At 65.7% G+C, this 16,549-nt stretch carries 9 protein-coding genes and 1 pseudogene; 3 read left to right on the forward strand and 7 right to left on the reverse strand.

Annotated features, from left to right (window positions below; genetic code table 11):
* Positions 1 to 711: 711 nt before the first annotated feature.
* Positions 712 to 990: pseudogene (locus ACZ4O3_RS01550) on the reverse strand (DUF6308 family protein); the annotation flags it as partial.
* 144 nt (positions 991 to 1,134) lie between these two features.
* Between ACZ4O3_RS01550 and ACZ4O3_RS01555 the strand changes: the two are divergent.
* Together ACZ4O3_RS01555 and ACZ4O3_RS01560 are read left to right on the forward strand one after the other, a co-directional pair.
* A complete protein-coding gene (locus ACZ4O3_RS01555) occupies positions 1,135 to 1,899 on the forward strand; it encodes a hypothetical protein (RefSeq protein WP_467720771.1) in 765 nt (254 codons plus the stop codon).
* Positions 1,880 to 2,431, forward strand: coding sequence for a hypothetical protein (locus tag ACZ4O3_RS01560; protein WP_467720772.1), 552 nt, complete (start codon positions 1,880 to 1,882; stop codon positions 2,429 to 2,431). Before ACZ4O3_RS01555 ends, ACZ4O3_RS01560 begins: the two co-directional genes overlap by 20 nt.
* 365 nt (positions 2,432 to 2,796) lie before the next feature.
* Here the strand turns inward: ACZ4O3_RS01560 and ACZ4O3_RS01565 are convergent, their stop codons facing one another.
* Positions 2,797 to 3,366, reverse strand: a complete 570-nt coding sequence (locus ACZ4O3_RS01565; protein ID WP_467720773.1) for a hypothetical protein — start codon at positions 3,364 to 3,366, stop codon at positions 2,797 to 2,799.
* Between the two features lie 175 nt (positions 3,367 to 3,541).
* Positions 3,542 to 5,059 (reverse strand): protein kinase domain-containing protein, encoded by a 1,518-nt coding sequence (locus ACZ4O3_RS01570; protein WP_467720774.1) that lies wholly within the window; start codon positions 5,057 to 5,059, stop codon positions 3,542 to 3,544.
* A gap of 155 nt (positions 5,060 to 5,214) precedes the next feature.
* On the opposite strand from ACZ4O3_RS01570, the gene ACZ4O3_RS01575 reads away from it, so the two are divergent.
* Positions 5,215 to 7,368: an AIPR family protein gene (locus tag ACZ4O3_RS01575; RefSeq protein ID WP_467720775.1), complete on the forward strand. Its 2,154-nt coding sequence runs from the start codon at positions 5,215 to 5,217 to the stop codon at positions 7,366 to 7,368.
* A gap of 77 nt (positions 7,369 to 7,445) precedes the next feature.
* On the opposite strand, the gene ACZ4O3_RS01580 is transcribed toward ACZ4O3_RS01575, so the two are convergent.
* The 4 genes from ACZ4O3_RS01580 to ACZ4O3_RS01595 all read right to left on the reverse strand — a co-directional run bounded on the left by ACZ4O3_RS01580 (position 7,446) and on the right by ACZ4O3_RS01595 (position 16,342).
* Entirely contained in the window at positions 7,446 to 10,736 is a 3,291-nt protein-coding gene (locus tag ACZ4O3_RS01580) for a type I restriction endonuclease subunit R (RefSeq protein ID WP_467720776.1), read from the reverse strand.
* Positions 10,733 to 11,989, reverse strand: a complete 1,257-nt coding sequence (locus tag ACZ4O3_RS01585) for a restriction endonuclease subunit S (RefSeq protein ID WP_467720777.1) — start codon at positions 11,987 to 11,989, stop codon at positions 10,733 to 10,735. The genes ACZ4O3_RS01580 and ACZ4O3_RS01585 overlap by 4 nt, the downstream gene beginning before the upstream one ends.
* Positions 11,990 to 12,015: 26 nt before the next feature.
* Entirely contained in the window at positions 12,016 to 14,040 is a 2,025-nt protein-coding gene (locus ACZ4O3_RS01590) for a type I restriction-modification system subunit M (RefSeq protein ID WP_467720778.1), read from the reverse strand.
* Positions 14,041 to 14,131: 91 nt separating this feature from the next.
* On the reverse strand, positions 14,132 to 16,342 hold the full coding sequence (locus ACZ4O3_RS01595) for an N-6 DNA methylase (protein WP_467720779.1): 2,211 nt from the start codon (positions 16,340 to 16,342) through the stop codon (positions 14,132 to 14,134).
* Between the last annotated feature and the right edge of the window lie 207 nt (positions 16,343 to 16,549).

Raw genomic sequence — 16,549 nt, forward strand, 5'->3', positions numbered from 1 at the left:
GCTGCCGCGCGTGCTGGGGGCGCAGCGGCAGCCCACCAGGCGGGCCGATCAGCGGCAGCCTCGCCCCGGTATTCAATGATCGGCATGGTGGGAGCCTACGCTGGCATGTGGTGCCAGTAGTTGGCGAACCTGGGCCTTCAGGCGACGCCCGGCGAAAGTCGATGTGCCGCGTTCGAAGGCGAGACGCCTGGTGGAGCGGGGCTCCCACTCTGTCAGCGATGAGCCCTTGGCCGCAGGTTCGAGTCCCAGGCAGGAGCCGCAATCAAGGGCTGGTCGTGACGCACCCCCTGTGACTTGCAGAGATTCGCTCGTTGTGACTATGTCGATGCATCTGCCGAAAACGCGAGTTGAATGACATGGTGATTACGGCCCCTGCAATTCTCGCACTGCGCAGGTTCGAACCCCCGGCGGGGGACACAGAACATGGGAACGGGGGGGAGCCGGTGGTCGGGAGTGGGCAGCTGGTGATCGAGACGGTTGTCCGGTTGGAGCGGTAGGCGGTCGCGGCTTCACCATAGGTTTTTGGCCGGGGCGGGAGCTGTGGTCAAGGGCGGGGCTGTTGCCCAAGACGTGGCCTTCCGCGCTGGGGCGTTGCTCCGTCTTGCGCGCAAGCAGCCCAGCCCCGTTGCAGACCGGCAGAGGGTCTGCGTCGGAGGTCGGCGAGGAGCCCGACGCGTGCGTTGCGTGGCCGGGATACGCGCCCGTGGCAGCTCAGGTCGCTGCGGCCAGGCTCTGCCCGCCTTGCTGCATCCAGGCGATGACGTCGCATACGCGCAGGACACCGATGTCCTCTCCGATACCCGCCTCGTCGCGAAGATGGACCAGTTGGTCGTAGAAGGCGCCGTTGTCCGCCCGTAGGGCCGCTGCCAGCGAGGCCCAGAAGAAGCGATCGGTCTTCGGCCGCTTGAAGAGTTGCTTGACGCGCCTGTCGTAGACCGGGATCAGGTGGGGGCGCTTGCGGGCCAGGAGCTTGCCCGCGACGACCGGACCGCTGCCGTCGGGCTTGTTCGTTCAGCGTTGAAGATCAAGAGGGACGGCCCGTGGTCAACCCGGGTCCGTGGGGGCGTGGCGTGGTTCTGCCACCCCGTTGGGGGCCGCAAGCCGATGGCGGGGCAGTGGCTATGGTGCGCTGTCATGGACGCTGCTGATCTTGACTACAGGGCCCGGATGTTGTCCGGCTGCATTCCTCCACCACTGGTCTCCAGGCTTCTTGAGCTGGGGCACGGCAAGGAGGTGAAGTTCCAGGCGGGCCGCGGGGAATGGTTCTGTGCGCGGGAGTGGGCGCGGCTGCTCGGTGACCAGGGACGACAGGCGCAGGCGTTGGATGTGCTCGCTCCATACGTTGCCACGGGCTGGTGGCCGGCTGCCCGGACCCAGGCGGAGCTGTTGGAGAGCTGGGGCCGTGCGGCGGAGGCGATCACGCTGAGCCGGCCGTACGCGGCGTTCGGAGGGAACCCGCTGGAGTTCCTTGCGCGCCTGCTGGCCCGGCAGGAAGGCGGCGACGAAGCGGTCACCTTGCTGAGTGCCGGAATCGAGGACTGGGTCCTTGCCACCGCCCTGGTCGACATCACCGAGGGAATGGGCCGCGACGAGGACATCGCCGCGCTGCTGGCCGCCAGGATCCCCGCCGGGCACCGGTGCGACAGCCCGTGGTGCTGCAGCGGCGTCGACCCGGACACGGCCATCGGCCTGCTCGCCAGGGTCCGTGAACGCCAGGGCCGCATCGACGAAGCGATCACCCTGCTGCACCCGGAACATCACCTCCGTCAACAACCACGACCAGCTGGCCGATCTGTTGGCGCGGCACGAGCGGCTCGAGGAACTCCGAGCGTACGCGGCGTCCGACGACCACGGGGACGCCTCACAACGCCTCGCCGAGGTGCTGGAGGAGCACGGTGACATAGAAGGCGCGATCGCCGTGTACCGCCAGACGGACGACTCGCCAGTCCACCACCATCACAGCGCGGTGCAACTGGCTCAGCTTCTGACCCGGCACGGTCGCCGTGACGAGGCGATCGAGGTGATGCGCACGCTCGCGGAATCACCTGGCGGCACGCAGGACTGGATCACCGACACGCTGTGCACCCTGTACGCCGACCACGGCCGCGCCGAGGAGGGCCTGGCCTACCTTGACGCCCTCAAGGCGCGCCATGACGGCGAGGGGGAATGGGAGTTCTTCAGGCCGCGGCCTCACCTCATGGCCGCCTGCGGCCGGCTCGACGAAGCGATCGAACAGGCACAGGCACACCCCCAGGGTGACACCTGGTATGCGGCCTGGACGATTTCCGACCTGCTCGCCGGAGTCGGTCGGACCGAAGAGGCCGTCACCGTACTCGAGCCGTATACCCCAGCCAACAGCCAGGAGCTGGCCCGTCACCTCATCGACCTCGGTCGCGTTGAGGACGCCATATCCCTTCTCCAGCGGCAGTAGGGAACGCTGCCGGGAGACACCTTCGTCACCGCAGAGAGGCGACGGCAGCACAACCGCAGGGAACTCTGCGCGAGACACCCACCCAACCGCTATCGGGAAGAGACACCCCCAGGTTCCGATAGACGGGCTGGACCTATCGCTGGCCGCAGGTTCGAGTCCTGGGCGGGAGCCGCAATCAAGGGCTGGTCGTGACGTACCCGCTGTGAGCTGCGGAGATTCGCTCGTGGTGACCATGTCGGCGCATCTACCGAAGACGCGGGTCGGGTGATGTCCTTTGGCGAGCGCTCTTGAGTCCCCAGTGTGTTCAGGGAGATGGCCGCTCAGCTTGCGGCCGCGAGCCGAGCGGCACATCGGCATGTGGCGCTCTATCGGTCGACGGACGACCAGATGCCGTGGGCGCGCGTTGCTTCTTCCGCAAGTAGAGCGAGCTTGGGGAACTCGTCGTCGACCATGTCCCAGTCGCAGATCGAACAGCCGTCAATGAGGGCCGTCCAGGCCAGGACGAAATGCCCCAAACATTGACGGATGTGTTCCTGATACGTGACGACATGGCGGCCTTGACGCTGCATGCGTTTGGCTTCGATCTCGGCTTGGCCTGCGGGCATGCGTCGTACGAAGGGGGACGGGATTGGATTCGGTCCGTGATCTGGATTGAGGACTCCGGCGCCGCGATTGTGCAGTTCCACGGTCTGGAAGATCAGACTCTCGAAGTCGCGTTTGTGGGCACCTGAGGCCGCCTCCGAGAACTCCCTCACGATCCAGTCCCACTCGTGGGCGCGATCCCGCACGCCATGCCACGGTGTCAACTCCGCGTGCAGCCACCTTACTTTGTCTCCAGTCCGCCGGAGGTGCGCGACATGGGCCTGCCAGTCCGCGACCAGGGACTCTGTGCTTTCACGCTCGTCTTCGTCCTCGTACTCGTGATCAGCTGTCATGATCGATCCTCACCTCGTTCGTCTACTTCGGAACTTACTGGGGGGACGGAGGGGATTGGGACGACAACGAGCGCAGTGAGCGGACCGAGTTCACGACGTGCCACGATGGTGCTCCCCGCTAGGGATGTCGTCCTTGAGGTCCAATGAGGCCAGCTCAGTAGGGTCGCCAGCTCCTTCAATCGGCGGATCCTCCCGCGAGCTGGATGCGGTCGAGTAGCTCGCGGGAGCGCACTGCGGCGGGGTGTTCTGGAGGGAACTCGCGCACAAGGCTTCGCAACAAGTCGGCCGCCTCGCCTGCGCGATGCAACGCCAACAAAAGGTCGGCGATCTTCTGCCGAAGCGCGACCGCCTCGGCGTCCGGGGCGTCTCGCAGCAGGGAGCGATACTCCTCCAGTGCCTGCTCATGCTCGCCGAGTGCTGCCAGGCACAGCGCGATGTGCTGGCGGTATTCACGGAGGTCTCTACCGTCTTTCGCCTCAGCTGCCAAATGCCGGAACGCGTCGAGAGCGCGGCGGAAATCCTCTCCTGCGAGCAGGACGCCCGCGTGGATGCGCCGGGTCTCTGACAAGCGCGGGTCGAGTTGGTCGGCTTGGTCGAGCAACTCCTCCAGTACATGAGCGGCCTGCGTGAAGCGCCCCTCCTCGAACAGTCGCACCGCTTCCTCCTCTCCCTCCTGGAGGAGCGTGTCCGACAGAACGGCGGGCGTTGCGGGGCGCGCCGGTCCAGGGCCGGTGCGTATGGCTGGGCGGCTTTTGGGAGCGAGGGGAGCGCGATAGGGGAGGGTCGGATCCGCCAGGCCGGCCGGGCCTGCCGGTGCGGTACTGGTGCCGGGTGACGGCAGGTGGGGGACGAGTCGGTCATGGACGGCATGCGCATCAGCGGGGCGGTCGTCGGGATTCTTCTCTAGGAGGTCCAGGACGAGCCGCTCCAGCTCAACGGGGATGTCTGCCCGCAGGGAACGCAGCGGTTCGGGGTTGTCGTGGACGTGCCGCAGCGCGGCATCGCCGGTTCCGCGCAACGCTTTGCGCCCGGCGAGCATCTCGTGTAGGACGCAGCCGAGAGCGTAGAGGTCGCTGCGAGGGCTGACGCCGACACCAAGGAACTGCTCGGGAGCCATGTAGTCGCGGGTGCCGACTGGGCGGCCGGTTTCGGTCAGCTGGGCCGTGTCAGTCCCGAAGGCAGAGGCCACACCGAAGTCGAGGACCTTCACAGCCCCGTTGCCGTCGATCATGATGTTGCTCGGCTTCAGATCCCGATGAACGACGGGTACGGCATGCGCGTATGACAGCACGGAGCAGATCTGCGCGGCTACGGCGACCGCCCATTCGACGGGCAGTGGGCCCTGCTGGGCGAGGATGTCCCGTAAGTCCATGCCCCGGATCAGCTGCATTACTACGTACAATTCGGCCGCCTCGTCGGGCGAGTCAGCGGCTTGGTTGATGGCCGCGTCGTAGATCGCGGGCACCCCTGGGTGCTCGATCCGCGCCGTCACACGGGCCTCCCGCCGGAACCGTCCGACCAGCACAGCGAGCTCGGCGGGTGTGCGAGCCTTCTCGACGCGGATCTGCTTAATGGCCACGGGCCGGTCGAGGACGATGTCATATCCCTCCCAGACCAGGCCCATGCCGCCGGGCATCGGCAGCGCGTTCAACTCGTACCGGTCGGCGATGCGTCTGGTCCGACCCGTGGTCATGTGGTGGCGTCCTCCCGACGTCATGGGGCACCCATCTTTCAATGAGAGTACGTCAGGTTCATGCAGAAGTTGGTTGCTGCTCAAGGTGAGTGAATGTGTCGGGCTACGCTGGCCCGGCGCACAATCGGGGTGGCAACGAGGAGCCGGGGGGAAGCGTGAGCGGTACGGGGCGGGGACCGTCGAGGACGACGAGTCAGGAGCTGCACCAGATAGAGGAGGGACTCAAGCGGGGCTATCAGGGACTCATCGACGAGACCGGACTTGAACAGATGTCGGGCCGCGACCGAGAGCGCGCATGGTTGTCACGGGCAGTGGCAGCGACGGCGCTACGCCGTAAGACCGGCCTGGACCACGAGACGTGTGCGAAGGCTGTCATCGATGGGTACGACGACGGCGGGCTCGACGCAGTCGCGGTCACCGATGGAGCCCAGGTGTGGCTCGTCCAGGCGAAGTGGAACGACCGGGGGAACGCAGGCTTCAATCAGTCTGCGGCCCTCGCGCTGGTCGACGGGCTCAGCTTGCTGGAGCAGCGCAAGTTCGACGTGTTCAACGACAAGCTGCAGCCTTTCACCGCGCAACTGGACTCCGCGCTGGCGGATGCCCGCCTGAAGATCCACCTAGTGATCGCACTCGTTGGGGACGACCCGCTCAGCAAGCACGCTACGGACGTTTTAGACCGCACTGTCGAGGACCATCACGGGCACGGCCCCATGCTCGACTACGAGCTCCTGGGCGCGGGTGAGCTGTTGGAGCAGCTCAAGGACGACCGCTCGCCCGCCCCGGTGGACGTCATCGTGCGGATGCAGAAGTGGATCAAGCGCGATACGCCGTTCACCGCTTTCCAGGGCACCGTTGCGGCTGGTGAAGTGGCCGGATGGTATGACGCATACGGTCACCGTCTATTTTCGCAGAACATCCGAAACTCTCTCGGCTTGACCCCGATCAACTCGGGCATCCAGAAGACACTGGCCGAAGAGCCCGATAACTTCTGGTATTTCAATAACGGCATCACGGTGCTGTGCGACAGCATCGAAGAGCGCTGGATCGGCCGACGTCGCCCCGATGAGCCGGTGGACCTGATCTTGGGCAACGTCAGCGTCGTGAATGGCGCCCAGACCGTTACCTCGATACACGAGGCACGGAGCTTGACACCGGACACCGTCGAAGATGCAGATGTCAGCGTCCGGGTGATCGCACTGGGCGACCTCGGTGATGAGCGGGCCACCTACGCGAAACGCATCACACAGACCACCAACACCCAGAACGACGTATCGCTACGGGACTTCATCGCCTTGGACGACACCCAGGCACGCATCCGTGAGGACTTCGACCTGTCCCTTGGTAAGCAGTACGTGTACAAGCGTGGCGAGGCTGATCCAGCGCCAGAAGCAGGCTGCTCGGTGGCAGATGCAGCTGTTGCGCTGGCCTGTGCACACCGCACGCCGGAACTGGCGGTTCGCGCCAAGAGGTCGACGGACCTGCTCTGGGAGAGCGGTCGGCTCGGGAACTACGCGCGGTTGTTCGGTGAGGAGCCGAGCGCCTTGCGTATCTGGCGCTGCGTCCTGGTTCACCGTGAGGTCGGCGAGGCGCTGGAACGGCTGCACGAGCAAGTGCGTGGCCGGGCGGCCGACACGACGCTCCGCGGCGACTTGCTCGTCAGCCATCTGGTCTTCCAACTCCTTGCCCCCGATCTGGAGGACGTCGACGACCCGAAGTTCGACCTCGCGCCCCTCCTCGCTCGCGTCCCGGACCTGGTCAGACCAGTCGTGGACTGGCTCATCCACCAGATCGACACGGTCTACGGACCGCAGTCCTTCCTCACCAGCACCTTCACCAACGAGGACCGCTGCAAGGAACTCGTCGGCCTTGTCCTGCCAATGGTGCGGGCGGGGCAGCCCGTTTCGGAGGTCCCCGAGACCTACCAACCGTCCACCCCGCAGCCGCGCCGCCCACGCCGACCGAACGCGGTACCGACCCTGGTGACCGCCCGGCTCCTGGCAGAGGGCACTCCGGTCCAGTACGTACCACTGAACAGTACGGAGGAGAAAGAGGTACGGGACTGGCTGACCGCCGACCCTCGCAGGGAGCAGGCGAGTTGGACGAACGACCGTTCCAAGCCGCTGGTGTGGGCCTACGACGGCACCTCCTACTCGGCGAGCGGCCTTGTCAACAGGATCTGGGAGCTAGCCGGCTGGGAACAGTCCCCCACTGCTGTGCAAGGGCCGGCACGCTGGGTCGTCGGTGGTAAGAAGTCCCTGTACGACATGGCCATGGAGTGGCTGGCCACCGAGGAAGAGACGGAGGGATGATCGGAAGGTACACGCGGAGGGGGCGTTCGGTGGGCATCTGCTGGCGGTCGCCCCTTCGTCGTACCCACGCAATGGGCTCAGCGGGTGTCGGGGAGGTTGTGGCGGCGCCGGATCAGACGGTATGCGGCCGTGCGGGCCTCCTGGAGGAGCTGCCCCTGGAACTCTGCGTCGGAGAAATAGCGTTCGGTGAACTTGGTGTCCGCCTCGGCCCGTTCGATCATGATGTCACGGAATCTCTTGTTGAAGGGATGCTCGAAGTCGCCCTCGTTCCGGGCGGCAAGGGCGGCATCCTCCAGGTCCGGATCTTCTGCGGCAGCGACGACGCGCTCTTCGTACATCACGCGGTCGGCCTCGCTCAGCCCGAGGCCGTGGCGGACGTTGAACTCCTCGATGAGCTCTGAGAGGAGGACCTTGTCCGGGTCTCGGTGGCTGCCCGTGCCTTCGGCACCGTACGGGCCGAGGTCTTCGACGTCCGCATCAGTGAGGCTGATGTCGTAGTCACCTACCTTCGTGACCCGCATGTGAGTGAGGTCCATCTCCCCTACGTCGAGGGAGGGGTCGTACGGCGGCGGTGGCAAGATGTTGGCGAGATGCTTGCCATAGAGGTAGAGGCGTTCGAGGCCGATGTCGACACGTGGCATGAGCTGGGACAGGAAGCCGTACTGGCGTAGGAAGGCGCGCAGGTCAGCGCGGAACTCCTCGGCGTCGTCACGGGTCTTTTCCTGGTGCTCGACAAAGCGGGCGTAGGCGGCGTCGGTGTGGCGATAGAGCGCCGCGTGGGCCTTCTCCCAGCGGCGGGCGCCCGGCTCACCGACGGTGGCGGACCCGTCGGCCGCTTGTGCCGTGGCCAGGGCCCGGACGAAGGCGTCCATCTCGTCCTCGTACAGCAACTGGTGGGCCATCACCTTGCGCTGGGAACCGTAGAGGAGGTTGACATCGGCGGGCTCGGTGCGAGCCTCCTTGAAGTAAGGGGCGTACTCCTTCTTGATGTCCTCGGGGTCGTTGACGAAGTCCAGGACGAACAGATCCTCCTGGCTCTTACGCGAGTGGGTACGGTTGAGGCGGGAAAGGGTCTGGACGGCGGCGACGTCGGTCAGCGGCTTTTCGATATACATGTGGGTGAGGAGGGGCTGGTCGAAGCCGGTCTGGTACTTCTCCGCGACAACCAGGATGCGGTACTCGGTGCGTAGCGGCGCGCCGCCCGGCTTTCCGGTGCGCAGGGCGGCGTAGCGGTCGTCGGCGCGGGTGTAGGCGAAGGCGTCGGGGAGTTCTTTCTCGGAGACGCCATTGAGCTCGGCTTCGGTGACTTTGACCTTAGTGACGACCCCGTCCATCTCCTTCTCCACCTCCAGCTCACCGGAGAAGGCGACGAGCACGCCGAGGTCCGCGCAATCCAGGTCCTTGGCGGCCTGCACCAGATGCTTGTACATCTTGTAGGCGGCTGGCCGGGACCGGGTGACGACCATCGCCTTGGCCCGCCCGCCGAGCCTGCGGCGCCCGTGCACTGCGAAGTGTTCGACGATGATCTCAGCGTGCTGGGCGAGGGTGGTTGGGTTGAGATAGACGAACTTGGCGAGCTCGCCCTTGGCTTTGTGCTCGTCCACCTCGATCTGCTCGGCACCGTCCTTGGCGACCCGCCAATGGGTCGTATAGCGGGTGTAGTTGCGAAGGGGATCGAGGATGAAGCCCTCCTCGATGGCCTGCTTCATGGAATAGATGTGGAACCCGCGCTTGAGCTTGGTGTCGGGATCGGTGACGCCGAAGAGGTTGAGGGTCTTCTTCTTGGGCGTCGCGGTAAAGGCGAAGTACGACAGCATCGGGTGCATCTGGCGTGCGGCAGCCGAGGAGGTCAGGAACTCCTCCTCGTCCTTGCCGGCCTTCTCCTCTGCTCCGAGTCCGCGCAGTACCTTGCGCATCTTTGGCACAGAGCTGCCGGTCTGGCCGGAGTGAGCCTCGTCCACGATGATTGCGATCCGCTTGTCCTTGAGGCCGGTGACGCCTTCAAGGATGTAGGGGAAGGTCTGCGCCGTGACGATTATGATCTTCGTGCCGGTGTCACCAAGGGCTTGGGCGACCTGCTGAGACTTGGCGCCTTCGGTTCCCTTGACTGGGCGGACCACGCCCGGCGTGTGGTCGAACTGGTAGATGGTGTCCTGAAGCTGGTCGTCCAGGACGGTCCGGTCCGTGACGACCACGATCTTGTGGAAGAGAGGCTTGTCGGCCTCGACACGCCCTTCAGCGACGGCTTTCGGATCGAGCGCGCCTGGCTCGGCGGAGCCGTGCAGCACGGACAGGTGGTGGGCGAGCCAGCCGATGGTGTTGGATTTGCCTGAACCGGCGGAGTGCTCGACGAGATAGTTCTGGCCCGAGCCGTGGTAGGCGGCGTGGGTGGTGAGGCGGCGGACGGCGTCCCACTGGTGGTAACGGGGGAAGATCAGGGTCCGGTCGTGCACGGACACACGACGCGGCCGGCCGCTCTTCGCGGCGCCCTTCTTGTTCCTCGGGTCCTCGACGTGCAAGAACCGCTTGATGATTGCCATCCAGTTGTCCGGCTGCCAGACCTCCTCCCAGAGGTAGGCGGTGCGGTAAGCCGGTCCCTTCTCACGGTCGGGAAGGGGCGGGTTGCCTGCGCCTCCAGGATTGCCGGGCCCCTTCGACCCCTGGTTGAAGGGGAGGAAGAGCGTCTTCTCGCCCTGGAGACGTGTGGTGAGGAAGACGAGCATCTCATCGACCGCGAAGTGCACGAGGGCCCGCTTCGCGAAGATCAGGTCCTTCGGATTGCGGGTGGTGCGGTACTGGCGCTTCGCGTCCTCGACGTTCTGGGGGTTTTGGGACGCCGAGCTCTTGATCTCGGCCGTCGCGAGGGGAAGCCCGTTCAGGAATAGCACCAGGTCGAGTTCACGGGTGTGGTCGGGTGAATAGCGTAGGCGTGGGGTCACCGTCAGGCGGTTGCACCGGTAGTTGTGGAACGCGTTATCGGCGATGGCGTGCGCTGGCAGGAAGTAGGCAAGCTCAATGTGCAGGCCGCGGTCCTTGACGCCATTGCGCAGCACGTCGAGCGTGCCGCGTGCGTCGATCTCGCGGGCGAGCAGCTTGCCGAACTCACGCATGACGACGTCGGTGGCCTCGGGGCTCTCTGTCTCGCCGGTGAACTCTTTGAGCCGCTCCAGGATGGCGGGCTGCGTGGCGTCGAGGAAGGTCCGCAATTGGGCCGTGTCGAGACCGAGCTTGGCGTTGTAGGCGCTCTGCCCTCGCTCGCCCTCGTGCCAGCCGGAGGCGGTGAGGGCCCCGACGATGGTCCGCTCAAAGGCGTACTCGGAGTCGGGGCGTCGTTGTGCGAAGGTGGCGGGGGCGTTGGTGAGGGTCACGGGGCCTCCACTCCTCGGGCGGTGGTGACGTCGAGCTGACCAGTTACCGCTGCGGTGATGACGGCCTGGCGGCGTTCGGCGAGCACATCGAGTTGGCGTTGGAGAAGCGCCTTAGCCTCACGGTCAGTCTGCGCTGCCGCGTCGAGCATCTCAACGAGCTTTCGCTGAATGGCTGGGTCAGGGAACGGAAAGCGCTGCGGGCGGAGTTGCTCACGGGTGAGGTGGGTCATGGTGCTCGCATTGCCTTGCACAGCGAACACGCGGAGCCGCTCGGCCACCAGCAGGCAGTAATACAGCCAGCGTGGAAGATCAGTCCCACGAGGGCGGATGCGGTGCAGCGCCTTCTGGTAGAACATCTCGGGAACCTGTCCGTACCAGATGGCAGCTCGGCCCGGCCAGCTACCACCTTCACACACGAGCACGTCACCCGTGAGCAGGCGATAGCGCCGCCTCTCGTGCGGGGGGAAATTCATATGCGCCAATTCCTCAACGTCCACGTGATCCCATTGCACGTTGGCGACGCGGAGATAAGGGCGCAGATGTTGCCCCATTGCTCGGTCCTCATTGAGCATCTTCCCGAGTTCGACCTCGAAGTGATGCGACACGGCGGCGACTCGCCATGAGGCGGGGACCGTTCCGAGCCAAGGCAGTTTACTGTCCTTGCGGGGGCCGTCCATGGACTGTCCGCGCACGGCGGCATATGCACGTGAAACGGCTGCTTCATCGACCGTGTACATCTGCTGCCTGCGGAGCTCGTGGATCTGGTCCAGATGTGCCACCTCGGTGTCGAGAAAGTCGGCGATGCGTCGCTGTTCGCCCAAGGGCGGCAGTTTTATCGGGAGCGCACGAACCCGTTCAGCGCTGAGGTGGTAGATGTTCGCGCCCGTGGCGATGGATGCGAAGATGCCCGCGCCGAATGCGGATCGAGCCCACCACATCAGGAACCGCCCATCCGTGCCTGACCGAGGTCGGAGGCGTAGAAGAGTGTTTTGGAAGCAGACGGTCGCGTCCAGTTCACCGTTCCACACCGCAGAGGCACCTACGGAATCAAGGCTGCCGCTTCCCTCTGTCACGAGAACGTCTCCTGCACGCAGCTTGAATATACGCTGCTCGCCCGGAGTGAAGTTCATTGACTGGACATCGCTCAGGTCCAGTGCGCCGTCCTTCACATTTGCCGCGCGCAGATAGGGGACCATGTGCTTGCCGGAGGCATGCTGAGGCGCGCGTTGGCGGCCCAGTGCAACCTCGGCCACGGCTCGGAGCGTGGTTGCTTTCGAGCTCACGATGCGGCAACCTCCCTCAAAAGCCCCTGAATCCGCTCCTCCAGCCCCTTCAACTCCGCGTCGATCTCAGCCAGCGGGCGCGGCGGCTCGTACACATAGAAGTAGCGGGTGAACGGGATTTCATAGCCGATCTTCGTCTTCTCGTGGTCGATCCACGCGTCGGGCACGTGCGGGAGCACCTCGTCCTTGAGGTACTGATCTACGTCCTGGTCCAGCGGCACGTTCTCGTAGTCGCGCAGTTCCGGGTCCGGTTCCGACTCACCCTTCTTCATCTGGACCTCGCCCTCCGGGTCGCGCACGCCAATGACCTCGCGTAGCGCCTTCTGGAAGGAGGTGTTGCGGCTCCACGGAATGCTGGCCTCGGCGAGGGCCGCGTTGACCGCCATCCAGGCGGCTTTCTTGCCCGACCATGTCTTCCCGAGAAGCGGCCTCAGGGCGTCCACGAAGTGCTCGATCCCCGCCTCCCCGAAGTGCTTGATCATGCCTGTTGACTCGCGGGCCTCCTCCAGCGTGTCCTCGGTGATCTCGAAGCGCAGCTTCAGGGGGCGTTCAACGGTGATGCGCTGGTAGCCGAAGTCGTCGTTGTCGAAGACCTTGACCTTGTCGTGGAGCTCGTGAGCCTCATCCTTGGCGATCTCCAGTCCTTGGGCGTACAGCTTCATCACATACGTGATCTGCTCCTCACTGATCACCTTTCGCTTGTCCCCGAGGGACTTTCGCATCTTGACCCACTGGTCGCGGGCGTCGACCAGCATGACCTTGCCTTTGTGGGCCGGCGCCTTGCGATTGGTGAGGATCCAGAAGTACGTGGAGATGCCAGTGTTGTAGAAGAGCTGGTCTGGTAGGGCTACGACTGCTTCCAGCCAGTCCTTCGTCAGGATCCAGCGGCGAATCTCGGACTCGCCGGACCCCGCCGCGCCGCTGAAGAGCGGCGAGCCATTGAAGACGATGCCGATGCGACTGCCGCCCTCCTCCGCAGGCCGCATCTTGGAGATCATGTGCTGGAGGAACAGCAGCGAGCCGTCGCTGATGCGCGGGGTACCCGCGCCGAAACGGCCACGGTGTCCCAGGTTGTCTCGCTCGTCCTCTACCTCCTTCTGGACCTTCTTCCATGCCACACCGAACGGCGGGTTGGAGAGCATGTAGTCGAAGCGGAGGTCCTCGAACTTGTCGTCGCTGAGGGTGTTGCCCAGCTGAATGCGCTCGATGTCCTGGTTCTTGATCATCATGTCGGAGCGGCAGATAGCCCAGGACTCGGGGTTGAGTTCCTGCCCGAACACATACACGTCGGCCTTTGTGTTGTGCTCGTGGATCACGTCTTGACCCGAGTTAAGCATGCCGCCCGTGCCGCACGTCGGGTCGTAGATGGTGCGCGTGGGTCTGCCGACCTTGAGTTCACCGAGGTCCGGGGTGATGAGGAGGCGGGTGATGAGCTGGATGACCTCGCGGGGTGTGAAGTGCTCACCGGCGGTTTCGTTGGACTCCTCGGAGAACTTCCTGATGAGTTCCTCGAAGGCGTACCCCATGACGTGGTTGGGGATCGCCTTCGGGTGAAGGTTGTAGCCAGCGAAAGCGGACACGACTTTGTGGAGGAGCTTCGTGTCCACAAGGTGCTGGATCTGCTCCTCGAAGCGAAACTTCAGGAACACGTCGTAGGCATCCGGTGAGAATGCCTGGACGTACTGCGGCAGATTGGCTTTCTCTTCCTCGTGGCCGCTCACGATAGAGGCGAGCGTGAGGCGCGTCGTGTTGTAGAAGGAATGGCCGGACTTGGCCGGCAGGAATGGGTGAGGGTTTCTTCCCAGGGCCGTCAGCCGCCTGAACTCGGAGACTACCTCGTTCCGTGTTGGCGCCAGTACACATTCAAGGCGTCGCAGCACAGTGAAGGGCAGGATCACCTTGCCGTAGTCCGAGCGCTTGTACTCGCCCCGCAACAAGTCCGCCACCTCCCAGATGAGGTTCGCGAGCTTCGTCGCCTGTGCGTACTCCGCGGCTGCCTGGGCCTTCGGATCAGTCACCACGTACGTACGTCCTTACAAATCTTGGGAGTTGGGGTTAGAGGAACTCGTGACACCGGGAGAGCCGGAGGCCCGTGGTGGCAAGAGCGGGGATTCACCGAGCAACGTGGGCCCGTGCACTGGCTGGTGCATCGTGAGCCTCCGCACTGCCCCGGCCGCGCATTGCCTCCGCCACCGCCTCCGTGGCATCCCTGGCCAGATCCTGTCCCATATCGTGCGCCGTGCGCAGGAGGCGGCTGAAGTCGGCCACGGCGCGGAACGCCGCGCCGTACGCGCGCTGCCGGTCAATGGGAAACAGAGGGACACGGACACGGCGCGGGTCCAGGCGAGTGTGGGAGCCGAGACTGCTGGTGGTGGAGGCGGCCTGGTGCGCTCCTTCCACGCTGGAGAGGAAGCCGGCCAGGTACCAGGGATCCAGGATGTCGGTGTTGGCCACGCGGATGTGGTGAAGGGTGGCCGCCGGGTAGGCGTCCGCATCCTCGTCGGTGGCGACGCGGGCTACGACGCTGCGGGCGGTGACGGGTAGCAGGACGTCACCAACGCGCACCGGCTGGTGCTGGACGATGTCGTCGGGGGCCGGACCGATCTCGGACGGCGGCCGACCGGTCACGACGTCTCGCGCGGTGAGGAAGAGAGCCTCCCCGGGGCCAGGGGCGGGGGGCGGAGCAGAGCCGGTCTGTCCACGATGGACATCGGCAAGCGGACGGTGGCGCTCCGTGTGGGTGGGGCGGCGCAGCACCACGACGCCGCTCTTGGCCAACTCGGCGAGGGTGGCGACGCGGACGCCCGCGCGCGCCGCCTCGGTCAGGTCCGGCAGGCCAGGGAGCGCGCCGACGGCGGGCAGCGCGGACCTGAGCGCGCGTAGAGTCTCGTCCACGGCGGTGCGGCCCGCGTCCAGAGTTTCGGCACTCACACCGAGTGTGGCGGACTGGGGTAGATGGCGGCGGGGGGTCAGGTCGACATCGTCGTCGAGGAGATCCATCACGGGGACCAGTCGAGCCACGCCGGGGCGTGCCGGGAACGAGGAGCCATCGTCATCGGCTGCCGCCACGTACCGCGCCCAGAGATCCTGGATCAGCATGCTCGGGTCCTGCTCCTCCCCGCTGTCTGCCAACAGGACGCGGGCAGGCGGAAGTTCACCCGGTTCGGGGCGGCGCAGAACCCAGATCTGCAGGGCGAGTGCGTAGTGGGCCGCGTACCCAGCAGGGAGGGAAATCACCGCGCGTAGTGCTCCGCGGCGCAGCAGTTCTTGGCGGATGCGGCGACCGGACGGGCGGAAGGCGACACCCGGGGGCAGGAGGAGGACCACGGGTGCGCCCGGAGCGGCATGGGCTAGGGCCTGCTGTATCCAAGCCAGTTCCGACTCGCTGCGCGGTGGGATGCCGTACTCCCAGCCCACATGTTCGACGAGTTCTTCGTGACCCCAGTTGCGGTCGGCGAATGGCGGGTGACCGACGACGGCCGCCGCACGCCCGGGGCGGAACGCGGGGCGGCGTAGGGAATCGCCGGTGTGCACGTCGAAGGAGACGGCCGTCGCTACCGGATCGGTGTTGCGGAAAGCCAGGCGGAGGGCGGTGAGGAGGGCGAGGGAGTGGCTGAGCTCCTGGCCCTGGACGCGGGTGGCGCCCCTGTCGGCGGCGGCAAGGAGGAAGGTTCCACTGCCGCAGGAGGCGTCGAGGACCGCGCCGTCGGTGGGCGGCCCAGCGAGGGTGACCATAAGGTCGGCGAGTTCACGGGGGGTGGCCGCCAGGCCGGAGCGTGAGCCCTGGTGCAGGAAACGGGCGCACAGGTCGTCGAAAGTGGTGCGCGCGCCGTCGGCCGTCGCGGCCTCGGCGGCCGTGACCAGGAGGGAGAGCAGCCGGGCGCCGAGCTCGTACTGAAGGGCGCTGAGGAGTTCGCCGAGACTGCCGACCGTGCCGCCGAGCGCCTCGGCAAAGGTGTGCTCGGCTCGCGCCATCAGCTGGACCAGGCCCGCCTTGTCCCGCGGGCTCTGTGCCCCGGGATGGCGGTGGAGGTGGAACAGAAGCAGGCCGGTGAGGGCCAGGGCGTCCTCGGCAGCACTGCCGGCCCTTGCGGATTCAAAGCTCTGCCACAGCCGCTCGGCCACCGCGATATGCCGTGCTTTGCCCTGGCGTCCGAGCCATTCTTCGACCTCGGCGAGGTCGAAGCGGGGACTGCGGTCGGTGCCGCTAACGGGCTGGGGGAAGTCGTCGTGCCGCTTGCGCCAGTTGCTGACGGCGGTCGGTTTCACCTCGGCGAGCCGGGCGATGTCCGCCGCGGTCACCTCCACTCGGCCTGTCGTCATGCTCCTCGGCTCCTCGTCTTCCGGCAGCTCGGGGGGTGGTGCGCGGTCGACCCTACGCGAATTCGTGCGTGAGGAACAGGATCACAGTAGCGCCATCTCTAGATCACAAGTGCTGGTTGGCTATATTCACACTCGCGCGATACGGTCTCACCACGGTCACTCAAGGTGGCCGCAGCGACGGGTGGGGTGTGCCGTGGGCACCGCAGT

The sequence above is a fragment of the Streptomyces sp. NPDC026515 genome (assembly GCF_055567595.1).

Bases quoted from the DNA above. Each gene is read 5' to 3' on its own strand.
- ACZ4O3_RS01595 (WP_467720779.1), bottom strand. From the start codon at position 16,342: ATGACGACAGGCCGAGTGGAGGTGACCGCGGCGGACATCGCCCGGCTC.
- ACZ4O3_RS01555 (WP_467720771.1), top strand. From the start codon at position 1,135: ATGGACGCTGCTGATCTTGACTACAGGGCCCGGATGTTGTCCGGCTGC.
- ACZ4O3_RS01565 (WP_467720773.1), bottom strand. From the start codon at position 3,366: ATGACAGCTGATCACGAGTACGAGGACGAAGACGAGCGTGAAAGCACA.
- ACZ4O3_RS01570 (WP_467720774.1), bottom strand. From the start codon at position 5,059: ATGACCACGGGTCGGACCAGACGCATCGCCGACCGGTACGAGTTGAAC.